This window comes from Amycolatopsis sp. BJA-103, from assembly GCF_002849735.1.
GTDB lineage: Bacteria > Actinomycetota > Actinomycetes > Mycobacteriales > Pseudonocardiaceae > Amycolatopsis.
In genome coordinates, this window is the sequence record NZ_CP017780.1 from 6,326,630 (window position 1) to 6,340,570 (window position 13,941).

Genomic DNA, 13,941 nt, shown 5'->3' on the forward strand with positions numbered 1-13,941 from the left:
CCTTGGTGTCAGGCTCGGCCGGGCAGGACGCGCAGGTGGCCGCGCCTGCCAGAGGGACCCTCGGGTTCGGGGCCGGGCGCGGGCTTGTCGGAACGGCCCGCTTCGCGCACGGCCTCGGCCAGCGCGGTCAGCTCGTCGGCGGAGGGATCGGGAGCGGCGAAGGCCCCCTCGTGCCGGACGACTTCCCAGCCCTTGGGCACGGTGAGCCGGAGGGCGTGGGCCTCGCAGAGGTCATAGGAGTGCGGCTCGCTCGCGGTGGCCAGTGGCCCCACTACGGCTGTCGAGTCGCTGTAGGCATACGTGAGCGTGGCGACAGCGGGTTCGAGACAACCCGTTCGCGAACACTTTCGTACGCTCCGCACGATCGAGAACGATAGCGCGTCCCCGGCCAGGTGTACCGGCGACACGCGCTTTGATTCGCCGAGCGCGTACCCTTCGGATCGTGGCGACGGCTCGTGATTCCCGACAGCGACGGCGGATGCGCCGGGACCGGCACGGCCGGGGCCTGCGCGGAGCGCTGTATCCGTCGACCCTTCCCGCCGCCGCTAGCAGGGCAGAAAGGTTCGACGCGCTGGTTTTGGACGCGCTCGAACCGATCGAAGCGCGGTGGCGGCACGAGCTGACGAAGCTCGACGTGGCCGTCGACGACGTTCCCGAAGTTCGCTCGGATGGCGCACCGGCCGGAGTGGACGGCGTACTGCACGACGGCGCCGTCCCGCTCTCACGGCTCGTGCCCGCCGGCGTCGACCGCGCCGGACTGCCGACGCGCGCCCGCATCGTCCTCTACCGCCGCCCCCTCGAAGCACGCGCGAAGGACCCGGGCGAACTCGCCGAACTCGTCCACGACGTCCTCGTCGAACAGGTGGCGGGCTACCTGGGCGTCGAACCCGACGTCATCGAAGGCGACTGACTCTCCCACACCGCCCCGACCCCAGCCCCCGCCCTTCCCCGGGGGGCGTCCCCAGCCCAGCGTATCGCGAGGGACCGACGGGACCTGCGGAAACGATGCTGAAGCCCCGAGTTGTCCACAAGGGGACTGGCCTGTGGACAACTCACTCCTCGTGCAATGAACGGGCCTTTCCTTGCAAATTTTGCAAGGAAAGGCCCGTTCATTGCGGGGGGGGTGTCCCTATGGAAATTGTCAAGCGGCTGATGTCGTGGGGTGTTGGTAGTGGGTGTGGTTGCGGAGCATGGCGTAGAGGACGTCGCAGCGTCGTCGTGCGAGGCAGATGAGGGCTGCGTTGTGTTTCTTGCCTTCGTCGCGTTTGCGCTGGTAGTAGGCGCGGCTGGTCGGGTCGGAGAGGGCCGCGAAGGCGGCGAGGAAGAACGCGCGTTTGAGGCGGCGGTTGCCGGTTCTGGCGGGGTGTTCGCCCTTGATCGAGGTCCCGGAGCGGTGTGTGACCGGGGCGATGCCGGCGTAGGCGGCGAGGTGGCCGGAAGATTTGAAGCCTGAGGCGTCGCCGATTTCGAGGAGGATGCGGGCGGCGGTCCTGACGCCGATGCCGGGCATCGAGGTCAGGACCTGGGCGAGAGGGTGCGCATCGAGTATCTCCTCGGCTTCGGCGGCGACGGTTTTCCGTTGTTGGAGAACGGTTTTCAGACTGTCGGCGAGTCTGGGGAGGATCTTGTCCGCAGCGGCGGTGCCCGCGACGGTGACGGTCTGTTCGTCCAGCGCGGCGAGGATGTCCTCGGCCAGTTTCGCGCCCATGCGCGGGGCGTGTGTGGTCACGATCGCGGCGAGTTTGCGGCGCCCGGCCTTGCGGATCCCGATCGGTCCGCCGCAGCGGGACAGGATTTCCAGCACCGCGAGATGACTGATTTTGGGGCCGAGAACGCGTTCGAGGGCGGGGTGGATGCCGGTGAGCAGGCCGCGGATGCGGTTGCTGACACGGGTGGCCTCGGCGGCGAGGTCGTCGTCGAACCCGACGAGCACGTCCAGCTCGGCCAGGGCCTCGTCGTCGACGTTGAGCTGGCGCAGAGTGTGGGGCAGGGTGCGGGCGGCGTCGGCGATGACATAGGCGTCGCGGGCATCGGTTTTGGCGTTGCCGGGGTAGAGATCGGCGATGCGGCGCATCGCCAGTCCTGGCAGATAAGCCACGTCGTGGCCGCAGGCGCGGGCGACCGCGACCGGCAGCGCCCCGATGGTCGCGGGCTGATCCACGACCACCAAGATCTGCCCGTGAACGGCGAGTTTGTCGAACATCGCCCGCAGTTTGGGCTCGGTGTTGGGCAGCGGCGCGTCGTGCAGCCGTTTCCCGGCCGGGTCCAGGCCGACCGCGTGATGCTCGCCCTTGCCGACGTCCAAGCCGAGGAAAACCGCGTAGTCGCTGGTCATCGAAGGTATCTTCCGTCCGTCGTGCACGGTCACCAGTCGAGCACCAAAGGCCGGCAGCCACGTTACGACGAGACCTACCCGAAGGCGGCCGTGTCCCTATCAGCGGTCCCTCGATGCCACCAAACCCGGTGACACCACCCCCCGGATCATGGGTACGACTGGGGGACTAAGTCATGCCGGGCCTGGCGACCACGAGCCCCTCAACCAGGAGCCACGAAAAAGGTAACGGGGAGGGGGAAGCGCGGGGGTCGCCGGGTGGAGGCACCGATGTGGCATTGGGGACGTTGAGTGTCCCCAATGTGGCATTGGGGGCGTCCGCGTCAGGGGCTCAAAGGAGCTCAAGTCCGTGAAGGCAAGTCCCGCCGCCGCGTAGGCACGGCCGTCAGCAGCGTGAACAGCACCGCGGCGATCTGCGCCAGCAGCAACAGGTTCCGCGTGGTGCCCTGGTGCTCCACCACCACCTCCGAAGGCGTGGGAGGCACCGAGACCGCCACCTGATGCCCCCAGGCCCGCACGATCGGCACGGCCTTGCCGTCCACGGTCGCCTGCCAGCCCGCCTCGAATTCCGCGGCCAGCACGAGCAGCCGTCCGGTCGGCCCTTCCGAGACGCGCACCCGCACGTCCGGCAGTCCGGCCTGCACCGGCGCCACCCCTGGCGACGCCCCCGGCGCGCCCTTCCCGGTCACGGCCGCCTGCGCCAGTTCCGGCGAGATGAGCGCCACCTGACCGCCCGCGGGCAGCAGCCGCAGCACCGGACGCCCGTCCGAGGTCGGCGCCGCCGCAACCACCAGATCCCGCGCGAGTTCGACGAAAGCCGAACCGTCCGCACCGGCGGGCAGCACGACGTACAGCACACCGGAAGCCGCAGCGGCCGCGAAGGCCTGCTTGACCGCGTCCGGCGAACCGGTCAGCAGGTCGCGGCGCCACGAGGCCAGTCTGTCTGCGCTGCCGGGTGTCGGCGCGAGTTCGTCGTCGCCGTAGAGCGGCAACCGGCCCCCGGTCTGCCGAACGGGCTCACCCACGACCAGGACCGAGCGTCCGCTGGAGGCCAGGTCGTCGACGGCGAGCGAGGGACGCGCGCCCGACCTCAGCGGGCCTTCCCGGCCGGCGGCGACCGCGCCGGTCACCAGCGTCAGCAGCACGAGCACTCCGGCCACGGCCGTGACCTTCGTCAGCCACGGCGCGGGCTCGACGGTCGTCCCGCCGCGCTGCCAGGTGGCCAGCACCGTCCACAGCAGCCCCGCGCCGATCACCAGCAGCGGCACCCCGGCGTACCCGGTCGCGTGCGCGCCGCCCGTCATCGGCGTCACCGCCACGAACCGCACCGCCACGAGCCCGAGCACACCCAGCACGACGACGGCGACACCGGCGCCCGCGCCCTTCGACGGCCGGACCACCAGCGCGACGATCGCGGCCGCGACCAGCGCCACCCCGATCGGCCAAGCGCCGGGACCGCCCGGATCCAGTCCGGCGAGGTCGGCACCGGACGCGGCCGTGGCGGCACCGCCGAGCCCGTGCAGCAGCAGTTCCGGATGCCGTAGCAGCACACTCGGCCACGGCAGCAGCAACGCCAGCGGCAGGAAGACCACGATGCCGACCGACGCGATCCGCCGCGCGAGCCCGGTCGGCGAGGGCAGCACCACGAACCCGACCACCAGCCCGACCAGCGCCAGCGCGTGCGCCAGCGGCGAGAAGGCGCCGATGAGCGCCAGCCCGATCGCGCTCAGCGCGGAAACGTGCAGCCATCGCGAGTCCGCGCGGACCAGCAGCCCGACGATGCCCGCGATCACCAACGGCAACAGCAGGTGCACGACGACGACGTCGAGCCGCCCCTGCGCGACCGAAGCCGTGGCGGCGGGCAGCACGCCGTACGCCGCCGCGACGACGGCACGAACCCAGCGACGCACGCGAAGGTGCCGAGTGGCCACGTAGGCGCTCAGGGCGGCGAGCGGGATGTCCCCGATCAGCAGGATCGCGACCAGCGCCGCGGGTCCGCCGATCGGTGTGAAGATCGCTCCGAGGGTGCCCAGCACCGGCAGGGTCGCGGGCGCGGGGCTCGCCGTCCCGCCCGCGATCGCGTGCCACGGCGCGAGATACGACGACCAGATCTCGCCGAGTCCGCCGACAGGCAGCAGTTTTCCGCCGAAGAGGTCCAGTCCGAGCCGGGAACCGTTGACCACGAAAGCGAGCGCCGTCAGCACGACCAGCATGAGGACCGGCGGGGCGAACACGGTCGCGCCGAGCACCCGCTTGCGGTCGACCTCGACGAACACGAGTTCCGGCTCCGGCCGCCGCCCGCCGTCACGCGGCACCGGCGACGGTTTCGGCCTGCCCGCGACGGGTTTCTCGGATACGTCTTCGGGGACAGCGACCGCGACGACCGCGCTGGGCCGCCGGAGTCCCGTCCCCCGCGAGCCGACCCCGCGCATCGCCCCGGCGGGCAGCGCCCCGGGGCCGACGGGGCGATCTTGCCCGGCCCGCAACGCCTCCGGCGGGATCCAGGCGCCTTCCTGGTCCGCGCTCTCCGGCACGGTCCCGAGGGCGAAGTCCCGTTCGACACCTCGCCGGACGAGGCCGACGACACCGGCGCGGACCGCGTTGCGCATCCGCGTCGCCCGTCCGGTGAACAGGCCGCGGACGTCACCGGGCCGGTCGGTCTTCCGGCGTTCGGCGCGGGCCGCGCGCAGTCCGCCGCGGCCGCGCAGCAGGTACCAGGTCGCCGCGAGTTCCGCGCCCGCCTCGCCGGTGCGGCGCAGCAGCAGGAACGCGAGCGCCCGGAAGAGCGCGAAGAACGGAATTCGAATCAGGCCGAACCAAAAGGACAACGGGGAGCAATTGACGAGGAACACCCGGAGCCCGTGCGCGCGGTTCGCCGTCGCGAGGGAAAGGCCGAGCGCGTCCGGTTCCCGTTGCCCGGTACTGAGCGCGCGGGCGTGCCGGAGCCTGGCGTCCGCCACCGAGAGCACGCGGCCGCCCGCGGCGTTGGCGCGCCAGCCGAAGTCGAGATCCTCGCGCAGCAAGGGAAACCCGGGGTCGTAGCCGCCGAGGTCGTGCCAGACTTCCCGCCGCACCAGTGATCCCGCGCTCGGCACGGCGAGCACCGCGATGTCGGCCTCTTCGGGCGAGATCTGCTGCCGGTGGCCGATGGCGTCGGTCGACAGTCCGGCTTCGACGATCAGCCGCGGGTCGCTCCAGTCCACCGCGAGGGGACCGAGCACCGTCGCCTCGGGCTCGTTTTCGGCCGCTGCCAACAGATTTTCGAGACAGTCCGGTTCCGGCGCGCAGTCGTCGTGCAGCAGCCAGAGCCAGCCACCGGGATCTCCCCAGCGTTCGATCGCGTGCTCGACGGCCTCGCCGACCGCGGCACCGAAGCCGACATCATCCGAAAGTGTGAGAATCCCGTCCAGAACGGGAGTGGTGTCGGTACCGCCGACGACGCCTTCGGGCGCGGCCGCGTCGGCGAGGATCTTGGCCGTCCGGTCGGTGGAGCCGGTGTCCACGGCGAGTACGTGCCGGGGCCGGACACCGCTGCGCCGGAGCGCGGAAAGCGCCAGTGGCAACCAGTTCTCGCCGTTGTGACAGACCACAATGGCCAGTACGGGGACCGTGCGCAGCACAGGTGACGCGGCAGTGCGAGACAACGGGCACTCCAGATGTGGCGGCGAAGTCGAGTGCCGCCACCCTACGACGCGACCCTGTCACCCGTTGGTGGCCCCACTATGTGGATGCGGGGCAGGAAGCGATCTCCGGCGCACTGGAGGTGCCGGAGATCGCCGTCACACAGCTCGCTTTTTCAGTTTCCTACGCTCACGTTCGGAGAGCCCGCCCCAAATACCGAACCGCTCGTCATGCGCGAGGGCGTACTCGAGGCACTCGTCCTTGACCTCGCAACCGAGGCAGATCCGCTTGGCTTCGCGGGTGGAGCCGCCCTTCTCGGGGAAGAACGCCTCCGGGTCCGTCTGCGCGCAGAGGGCCCGTTCCTGCCAGTCCTGCTCTTCCGCGGAGGCATCGTCGAAAAGCTCGGTGAGATCGCCCAGTTGCTGCTCCGGGACCTCACCCCAACCCACGACTTGCCCCCATTCCCTTCCATCTGCTTCCAACCGCACGTCCGCCTCCTCGCTGTCCACGCACTCCCCAGGCTGGCGGTGTTGAAACACCATCCGCCGCCCCCTTCCAGCGACGAATGACATCACTGTGATTACACCCGTGTAGTGCGGTCAGGTCAAGCGGAGTAGCGAGTTCGGGGGATACCCGCGCCCCATCGCGCAAGGGGACACGCCGGTAACTTCACATCGGGCATACGGAAGACTGGTGGAGTGCAGAGATCAGCAGTGCGGCCCAGCCCGATCTTCCTCGGCATCCTCGCGGTCACCGTCCTGGGCGGTGTACTGGCGGCTTTCGGTGATGCGACCACGATTTCCAGCCAGAAGTACGACCCGCTGATCATCGCCGGGGTGGTCCTTCTCGTCGCCGGCGGCTGGGTCGCGTCACTGACGCTGCACGAGTTCGGGCACGCCGTCGTGGCGTTCCGCGGCGGTGACCACAGCGTCGCCCACAAGGGTTATCTGACCATGGACGTCCGGAAATACACGGATCCGGTGCTGTCCATCATCCTGCCGTTGGTGTTCCTCATCATCGGCGGCATCCCGCTGCCGGGTGGCGCGGTGTGGATCGAACACGGGCGCCTGCGGTCGCGATCCGTCCAGTCGTGGGTGTCGCTCGCCGGGCCGCTGAGCAACCTCGCCGTCGGCGTGGTGCTGGCGCTCCTCGTCGCGCTGGTGCCGATGGCGAACGGGCTCGTGATCGGGCTCTCGTTCCTGGCGCTGCTTCAGATCGTCACGTTCCTGCTGAACATCCTGCCGATCCCCGGCCTCGACGGCTGGGGCGCGATCGAGCCGTACCTTTCGCCCGGTGCGCGCGAGTTCGGCGCGAAGGTCCGGCCGTGGGCGCCGATCGCGCTGTTCGCCGTGCTGTTCCTTCTGCCGGGAGCCAGCCCGCTGCTGTGGAAGGTGTCCTACGCGATCTTCGACACCGTCGGGGGTTTCAAACTCGCCGCCATGTACGGCCAGGACGCGTTCACGTTCTGGAACTGAGTTCGCCGTCGGGGTGTTCGACGAACCACTCGTGCGCCCGTTTCCAGACTCGTTTGAGGCCGGACCGCTCGCCGAGGTAGTCGCCCGCCATGCCGACGACCGGCAACTTCCCGAGCGCACGGTGGAAAAGGCGGCCACGAGGCCGCTTCTCCAGTTCTTCGACGATGCCCAGTAGTCCCCGGCCGAGTCGCCACAGCGTGCCCGCGGCCGCCTTCAGGGTGACCTTGCCGTGCTTCTTCTTCGCTTCGTCGAGTTCTTCGGTGAGCTTCGCCGCTTCGTCGTCTTCGGCGGCCTTGTCGTGTTCGGCGTGCTTGCCCGCCGCGACCACCGGATCGATGTCGCGTTCGAAGAGCACCCACGCGATCAGCCGGACGCGGGCGCCGACGTCGGTCACGCCGTACTCCCCCGCGATCGCGCACAGCAACACTCCTTGCGACGCCGAGCCGAGCGCGTCCTGCACGGGCAGCCTGTCGGCGAGCGCGCCGCCGAGGCCGGGGATCGCGGTGATCAACGCGGTGAACCGGCCGACCCGGTTAACCCACCAGTCGGTCCGCTGGTAGTTCGTCATCTCCGCCCAGGCCGCGGTGCCGGGCACCTTGACCGAGGTGATCCCGTCGAGCAGCTTGTCCTTCAGTTTCGGCTCGACGCCTTCCAGCGCGTCCTCACGCCGCCCCCTGGCCTGCAGGCCGAACGGATCCGCGTCGCGCAACGCGTCGACCATCGGACCGCAGGCGCGGACGAACGGCCGCAGCACCGCCACGACCTGGCGATCCGAAATCGCTTCACCCATCTTCGCCTCCCTTGGCGGCTTTCGCCGCCGTGCCCAGACCGCTGCCCAGCGCCAGCGCTCCCGGAAGGGCGCCGCCGCCGATCAGCAGCAGTGCCCGCCAGTCCTGTACCAGCACCAGATCACCACCGGGCCCGGTCACACCCATCCCGAGTACGACAAGTACCCAGACGAGCAGCGGAATCACCGAAAAGGAGGGCCGGACCACTTTCGCGGTCGTCCTCACCAACAGCGGCGTGGTGATCACCGCGAGGACCACGGTCACCGGGAACGGGGCGTCACCGAGTTTCGGCAGCACGATGCCGTCGAGCCGCAGTGGCAGGAAGAACAGTTCGAGCAGACCGAGCAGAAGCGCGGCGAAGCACAGCACCACCAGCATCAGGCGCCGTCCGGTCGAGAGCGGCTGTGACGGGACGGTCACTTCGCGAGTCCCCCGAACAGGTCGGCCGCGGAACCTTCGGCCGGTCCGTGGGCGAGCACGAAGTACTCGTCCGGGGTGATCGGCTGCGCGACGTCGTTGCTCAGCGCGAAATGGTCCGCGAGATGCGGCGCCGCGGGCACGCTGACCTGGGTCTCGTGCGCCCGCAACGCGGCGGCCTTCGCGGGGAGGTGCGCGCCGATGTCGAGGACGGTCGTGATCGTCTCGTCCGGCGTCACCGGCAGTTCACCGTCTTCGGGGACACGGAACGCCGAGCGACCGCGCAGCGCGGCGAGCCCGGCGATGACGGCGTCGCGGGAAGAAACGGTATGGAAGACCCGCTCGACCGAAGCCGCCTTCGGCGCGGCGGCCATCGTGATCTCGTGCGCGCGGATGTGGTCGGGATGCCCGTAACCCCCGAAAGCGTCATAAGTGACGACGACCTCGGGCCGGACCTCGTCGAGGATCTCCGCGAGCTGGGCCGCCTGCTCGTCGGGGTCGCCGCCGGAGAACGCGCGTGGATGCGCCGCGGACGGCGTCCCGGCCATCCCCGAGTCACGCCAGCGCCCGATGCCGCCGAGATACCGGTGCCGGGTGACGCCCAGCGCGGCACAGGCCGACGCCAGTTCGCCCGCGCGGTAGCCGCCGAGCTGATCGGAAGCCCACGAACCGAGCCCGGCGAGGGGTGGCGGGATGATCTCGCCTTCCTCACCGAGAGTGCACGTGACGACGGTCACGTCGGCGCCTTCGGCCGCGTAGCGCGCGATGGTGCCACCGGTGGTGATGCTCTCGTCGTCCGGATGGGCGTGCACGAGGAGCAATTTGGGCCGCGCGGAGATCACGGCTTGAAGACTAATTCGAACACGGCGCGCTTTCCTTTATAGGGTGTCGGGAACGGAAGCCCCGAGCACCGACCTTAGTCGGGCCACTCTCGGTTATCCTCGCGCGAGTCACGGGCTTTGCGCCGTGACCATATGTACCCCCACGAAGGGCATCTTGGTGAGCACTGAAGCAGCATCGTCGGACCTCGGCGGCGTGTCGGGTTCGGTTCTGTCCATCTCCGACCTGAGCGTCTCGTTCCCGACCGACGACGGCGTGGTCAACGCCGTCAAGGGCATCGGATTCGACGTCAAGCCTGGTGAAATCGTCGCGGTGGTCGGCGAGTCCGGTTCCGGCAAGTCGGTGACCTCGATGTCGGTGCTCGGGTTGCTCCCGAAGACGAGCCGGATCGCGGGCGAACTCCGCCTCGGCGACCGCAACCTCGCCGACCTCAAGGAGAAGGACCTCCAGAAGATCCGCGGCAACCAGGTCGCGATGATCTTCCAGGAGCCGATGACCGCGCTGAACCCGGTCTACACCGTCGGCTGGCAGCTGCGCGAGGCGCTCCGCTCCCACCAGGACATCTCGAAGGAAGCCGCCGACAAGCGTGCCATCGAGCTGCTGGAGATGGTCGGCATCCCGAACCCGCCGCTGCGCTTCAAGCAGTACCCGCACCAGCTCTCGGGCGGTCTGCGCCAGCGTGTCGTCATCGCGATGGCGATCTCGTGCGACCCGAAGGTGATCATCGCCGACGAGCCGACCACGGCACTCGACGTCACCGTGCAGGCGGAGATCCTCGGCCTGCTGCGCAAGCTGCGCGACACCCTCAACACCGCCATCGTGCTGATCACGCACGACATGGGCGTCGTCGCCGACCTCGCCGACCGCGTGGTCGTGATGTACCAGGGCAACATCGTCGAAGAGGCGCCGGTGCGCGACCTGTTCGCGTCGCCGCGGGAGGAGTACACCCGCAAGCTGCTCGCCGCGGTGCCCGTGCTCGGCCAGCGCCCCGAAGGACGCCGCCTGCTCGACGACGCCGGCATCTCCGCCGACAGCGACGAGGCTTCGAAGATCGCCGAGGAGATCCGGCTCGAGGACAGCGAACTCGCGGCCGTGATCGAGGAGAACGCGCCCGCGCTCGAGATCAAGAACCTCGTGCTGGAGTACCCCGGCCGCCGCGGCCAGGCGAAGAACCGCGCGGTGGACGACGTCTCGCTGAGCATCGCCAAGGGCGAGATCGTGGGCCTGGTCGGCGAATCCGGTTCCGGCAAGTCGACCGTCGGCCGCTGCGCGATCCGCCTGCTGACCCCGACCGAGGGCACCGTCTCGATCGCGGGCAAGGACATCACGAACATGTCCAACAAGGATCTGCGCCCGCTGCGCCGCTACTTCTCGATCGTGTTCCAGGACCCGGCCTCCACGCTGGACCCGAAGATGACCATCGGCGAGTCGATCGCCGAGCCGATGGTGCTGCACAAGTTCCTGGCGGGCAAGGCGCTGAACGAGCGCGTGGCGTCCCTTTTGGACAAGGTCGAGCTCGGCGGCCACTACCGCAACCGGTACCCGCACGAGCTGTCCGGCGGCCAGCGCCAGCGCGTCGCCATCGCGCGGGCGCTCTCGCTCGACCCGGCGCTGCTGATCGCGGACGAGCCGACCTCGGCGCTGGACGTCTCGGTGCAGGCCCGGGTGCTGGACCTGTTCCTCGACCTGCAGCGCTCGCTGCAGTTCGCGTGCCTGTTCATCAGCCACGACCTCGCCGTCGTCGACCTGCTGGCCGACCGCGTCGCGGTGATGCAGCACGGCAAGCTCGTCGAGGTCGGCACCCGTGACCAGGTGCTGCACTCGCCGCGCGAGGAGTACACGCGCCGTCTGCTTTCGGCCGCTCCGGTGGCGGACCCGGTGCTGCAGGCCAAGCGGCGTGCGGCCTGGGAGGCGGGCAAGCTCGCTCCGGTCGCTGACTGACGCTTCTGGAAGTACGTGAAGGCCCTCTTCCTTGCGCTAGACGCAGTGAAGGGGGCCTTCACTGCGTCTGATGCCATGAAGGGCACCTTCGGCCATGGTCGGCACGGCGTCGTGAGTGGCGATTCGGGTAGGGCCGAGGGTGTCTTGGTCACCTACCGGCTTCCGGCTGCGGTCGTTCACGGGGGGCGGGCCGTGAAGGGCCCCTTGCCTACCTTGACCGTAGTGATGGAGGCCTTCACTACCTTTGTGATCGCCACGGTCGCCGCTTTCGCTCCACCCTCACCAGTGGTCGCAGCGGCTGCGTGTGAAGGCCCCTTCCCTCGGCTCAGCCGAAGAAACTCGACCCTCACGTACTTCAGGGTGACCAGGGTGCTGGAGCGGGGTGGGTCGGGGTGGGTCGTGAGTGGCGATTCGGGTTAGAACCCGAATCGCCACTCACGACCCACCCGACCCACACCTGAAGGCTCCCCTCCCCGCACCCGGTACACGAAGAAGGCCCCCTTCCCGAGGGAAGGGGGCCTTCACGCGTTAAAGCAGGTGTTACGCCTTCATCCGGCGCTGCCGCGGGTCGAAAGCGTCCCGCAGGCCGTCACCGATGAAGTTGATCGTCAGCGAGATCAGCACCAGCACGACGAACGGGCCGAAGAACAGCGCCGGCCGGTTCTGCAGCTGCGAGTAGTTCTCGAGGATGACGCGGCCGAGCGAGGTGTCCGGCAGCTGCACCCCCAGCCCGATGAAGGACAGCGCCGCCTCGATCAGCACGGCCTGCGCGACCGCGAGGGTCGCGTTGACCGTGATGAGACCGACCATGTTCGGCACCAGGTGCTTGAACACGATGTGCATCGTCCCGGCGCCGGACGCGCGAGCGGCGTCCACGAACTCGCGCTGCGACAGGGACATCGACTCGGCCCTGGCGATACGGGCGATCGACATCCAGCCGAAGGCCGCCAGCACCATCGCGACGATGTACCAGGCACCACCGCCGAACACCTTCGCCAGGATCGCCGCCGCGGCGATCTGCGGGACGATCAGGAACAGGTCCGTCACCCGCGAGATCGCCGAATCGGTGAACCCGCGCAGATACCCCGCCATGGCCCCGAAAACGGTGCCGATGGTGGTGGCGACGATCGACACGATGAGCGCGATCAGGAGCGAGTACTGGGTACCGCGCAGGATCTGCGACACCATCTCCTTGCCGACCTGCGTCGTCCCGAGCGGGTAGTCCCCGCTGGGCTTCGCGAAGGACGGGAAGGAACTGTCCTCGTAGTCGTACGGCCAGAAGATCGGCATGATGATCACGGTCAGCACGAGGATCAGCAGGATCGCCGTACAGATCATGGCCAGCTTGTGCCGCAGGAACTTGCGCAGGACCAGCTTGCCCTGACTCCGGGGCTCGGGCAGCGCTTCCGGGGAAAGCTTGCCGTCGGCGGTGTCCGCCGTGATTAGGGAATTCAAGTCAGCCAACGCGAATCCTCGGGTCCAGGATGCCGTACATCAGGTCGGCGATCAGGTTGGCGATGATGATGCTCGTGGCGATGACCACCAGCCAGCCCATCATCACCTGGGGATCGCTCTTGGTCACGGCTTCTACGAGCAACTTACCCATGCCGTTCCAGTTGAACACCGACTCGGTGATGATCGCGCCCGAGAGCACGGCACCGAAGTTGACGGAGAACAACGTGGTCACCGGGATCAGGGCGTTCCGGAACGCGTGGCGGAAGATGACCCGCCCGTTGGCGAGGCCCTTGGCCCGCGCGGTCCGGACGTAGTCGGCGTTCAGCGTCTCCAGCATCGAGGCCCGCTGGAACCGGCTGTACGCGGCGAAGCTGATCGCCATGATGGACAGCGTCGGCAACAGGTAGGCGCCCACGTAACTGGCCAGGAACCCGCCCGGACCGTCGAAGTTCAACGATTCAGGGCTCGTGGTGCGAATCCAGGGATTACCGAGCACATCGGACAGTCCCAGGTCCCGGACCCAGCCGTTGAACTGGATCGCGTATCCCTTGAGGACGATCGCGACACAGAAGATCGGCATCGAGAACAGCAGGAACGCCAGCGTCGTCGCGATGTAGTCGATGATCGAGTACTGCTTGACAGCGGCGACGACACCGACGAGGACGCCGAGGACCAGCGCGAGCAGTTCCGCGCCGACGACGAGCTTGGCGGTGACCTCGAACGCGGCCATGACCTTCGGGAACACCGGGGCCAGCGCGTTGCCCTGGGCGATCGAAATGCCCCAGTCCCCGCTCACGAAGCTGCCGAGCCAGTCGAAGTACCGGAGAACGATGTTCTTGTCCAGACCGAGCTGACTCGCGATCTGGTTCAGGGTCTCCGGACTCATGGCGGGGTTGCTTCTCAGCTCACCCAGCGGGTCGCCCGTGCCGGCGACCATGATGAAACACAGAAAAGTCCCGACCAGCAGGACGGGGATCGAGATCGCCAGACGGCGAAGGATGTAGATCACCAGGTTCAACGAACTGCTCCTCATCCGGGCCTGGCCGCCGAAGTACTGGACCGCTGCCCGGTT

12 protein-coding genes are annotated in these 13,941 nt (G+C 68.8%); 3 read left to right on the forward strand and 9 right to left on the reverse strand.

The window, feature by feature from the left end; all coding sequences use genetic code 11:
• Positions 1–8: 8 nt before the first annotated feature.
• Positions 9–362, reverse strand: coding sequence for a DUF3499 domain-containing protein (locus tag BKN51_RS27820; RefSeq protein ID WP_083255246.1), 354 nt, complete (start codon positions 360–362; stop codon positions 9–11).
• Positions 363–478: 116 nt separating this feature from the next.
• On the opposite strand from BKN51_RS27820, the gene BKN51_RS27825 reads away from it, so the two are divergent.
• Positions 479–910 (forward strand): metallopeptidase family protein, encoded by a 432-nt coding sequence (locus tag BKN51_RS27825; RefSeq protein ID WP_005150818.1) that lies wholly within the window; start codon positions 479–481, stop codon positions 908–910.
• A gap of 231 nt (positions 911–1,141) precedes the next feature.
• Here the strand turns inward: BKN51_RS27825 and BKN51_RS27830 are convergent, their stop codons facing one another.
• From BKN51_RS27830 to BKN51_RS27840, 3 genes are all read right to left on the reverse strand, one after another.
• Positions 1,142–2,335 (reverse strand): IS110 family transposase, encoded by a 1,194-nt coding sequence (locus tag BKN51_RS27830; protein WP_101610458.1) that lies wholly within the window; start codon positions 2,333–2,335, stop codon positions 1,142–1,144.
• Positions 2,336–2,673: 338 nt separating this feature from the next.
• Positions 2,674–5,976, reverse strand: coding sequence for a glycosyltransferase family 2 protein (locus BKN51_RS27835; protein WP_168214402.1), 3,303 nt, complete (start codon positions 5,974–5,976; stop codon positions 2,674–2,676).
• A gap of 135 nt (positions 5,977–6,111) precedes the next feature.
• Positions 6,112–6,495: a WhiB family transcriptional regulator gene (locus BKN51_RS27840; RefSeq protein ID WP_007028952.1), complete on the reverse strand. Its 384-nt coding sequence runs from the start codon at positions 6,493–6,495 to the stop codon at positions 6,112–6,114.
• A gap of 171 nt (positions 6,496–6,666) precedes the next feature.
• On the opposite strand from BKN51_RS27840, the gene BKN51_RS27845 reads away from it, so the two are divergent.
• Positions 6,667–7,428 carry a site-2 protease family protein gene (locus tag BKN51_RS27845; protein ID WP_101610459.1) on the forward strand — a complete coding sequence of 254 codons (762 nt, stop codon included), beginning with the start codon at positions 6,667–6,669 and terminating at the stop codon, positions 7,426–7,428.
• Here BKN51_RS27845 and BKN51_RS27850 read toward each other — a convergent pair.
• Genes BKN51_RS27850 through mshB form a run of 3 tightly spaced genes read right to left on the reverse strand, consistent with a single transcriptional unit; the run spans position 7,412 to position 9,475 of the window.
• Positions 7,412–8,218 (reverse strand): hypothetical protein, encoded by an 807-nt coding sequence (locus tag BKN51_RS27850; protein WP_101610460.1) that lies wholly within the window; start codon positions 8,216–8,218, stop codon positions 7,412–7,414. The two genes, BKN51_RS27845 and BKN51_RS27850, sit on opposite strands and share 17 nt — an antisense overlap.
• Positions 8,211–8,636, reverse strand: a complete 426-nt coding sequence (locus tag BKN51_RS27855) for a hypothetical protein (protein WP_101610461.1) — start codon at positions 8,634–8,636, stop codon at positions 8,211–8,213. The genes BKN51_RS27850 and BKN51_RS27855 overlap by 8 nt, the downstream gene beginning before the upstream one ends.
• Positions 8,633–9,475 (reverse strand): N-acetyl-1-D-myo-inositol-2-amino-2-deoxy-alpha-D-glucopyranoside deacetylase, encoded by an 843-nt coding sequence (mshB, locus tag BKN51_RS27860; protein ID WP_168214403.1) that lies wholly within the window; start codon positions 9,473–9,475, stop codon positions 8,633–8,635. The genes BKN51_RS27855 and mshB overlap by 4 nt, the downstream gene beginning before the upstream one ends.
• Positions 9,476–9,632: 157 nt before the next feature.
• Here mshB and BKN51_RS27865 point away from each other — a divergent pair, with 157 nt between their 5' ends.
• On the forward strand, positions 9,633–11,414 hold the full coding sequence (locus tag BKN51_RS27865; protein WP_168214404.1) for an ABC transporter ATP-binding protein: 1,782 nt from the start codon (positions 9,633–9,635) through the stop codon (positions 11,412–11,414).
• Positions 11,415–11,954: 540 nt separating this feature from the next.
• Here the strand turns inward: BKN51_RS27865 and BKN51_RS27875 are convergent.
• Together BKN51_RS27875 and BKN51_RS27880 are read right to left on the reverse strand one after the other, a co-directional pair.
• Entirely contained in the window at positions 11,955–12,869 is a 915-nt protein-coding gene (locus BKN51_RS27875) for an ABC transporter permease (RefSeq protein ID WP_168214405.1), read from the reverse strand.
• Between the two features lies 1 nt (position 12,870).
• The gene (locus tag BKN51_RS27880) at positions 12,871–13,887 is read right to left on the reverse strand and encodes an ABC transporter permease (protein ID WP_101613496.1); all 1,017 of its coding nucleotides are present in this window, start codon (positions 13,885–13,887) and stop codon (positions 12,871–12,873) included.
• Between the last annotated feature and the right edge of the window lie 54 nt (positions 13,888–13,941).

Excerpts from the sequence above, each read along its gene's own strand:
- BKN51_RS27840 (WP_007028952.1), bottom strand. The coding sequence starts at position 6,495 with ATGGTGTTTCAACACCGCCAGCCTGGGGAGTGCGTGGACAGCGAGGAG.
- BKN51_RS27850 (WP_101610460.1), bottom strand. The coding sequence starts at position 8,218 with ATGGGTGAAGCGATTTCGGATCGCCAGGTCGTGGCGGTGCTGCGGCCG.
- BKN51_RS27830 (WP_101610458.1), bottom strand. The coding sequence starts at position 2,335 with ATGACCAGCGACTACGCGGTTTTCCTCGGCTTGGACGTCGGCAAGGGC.
- BKN51_RS27825 (WP_005150818.1), top strand. The coding sequence starts at position 479 with ATGCGCCGGGACCGGCACGGCCGGGGCCTGCGCGGAGCGCTGTATCCG.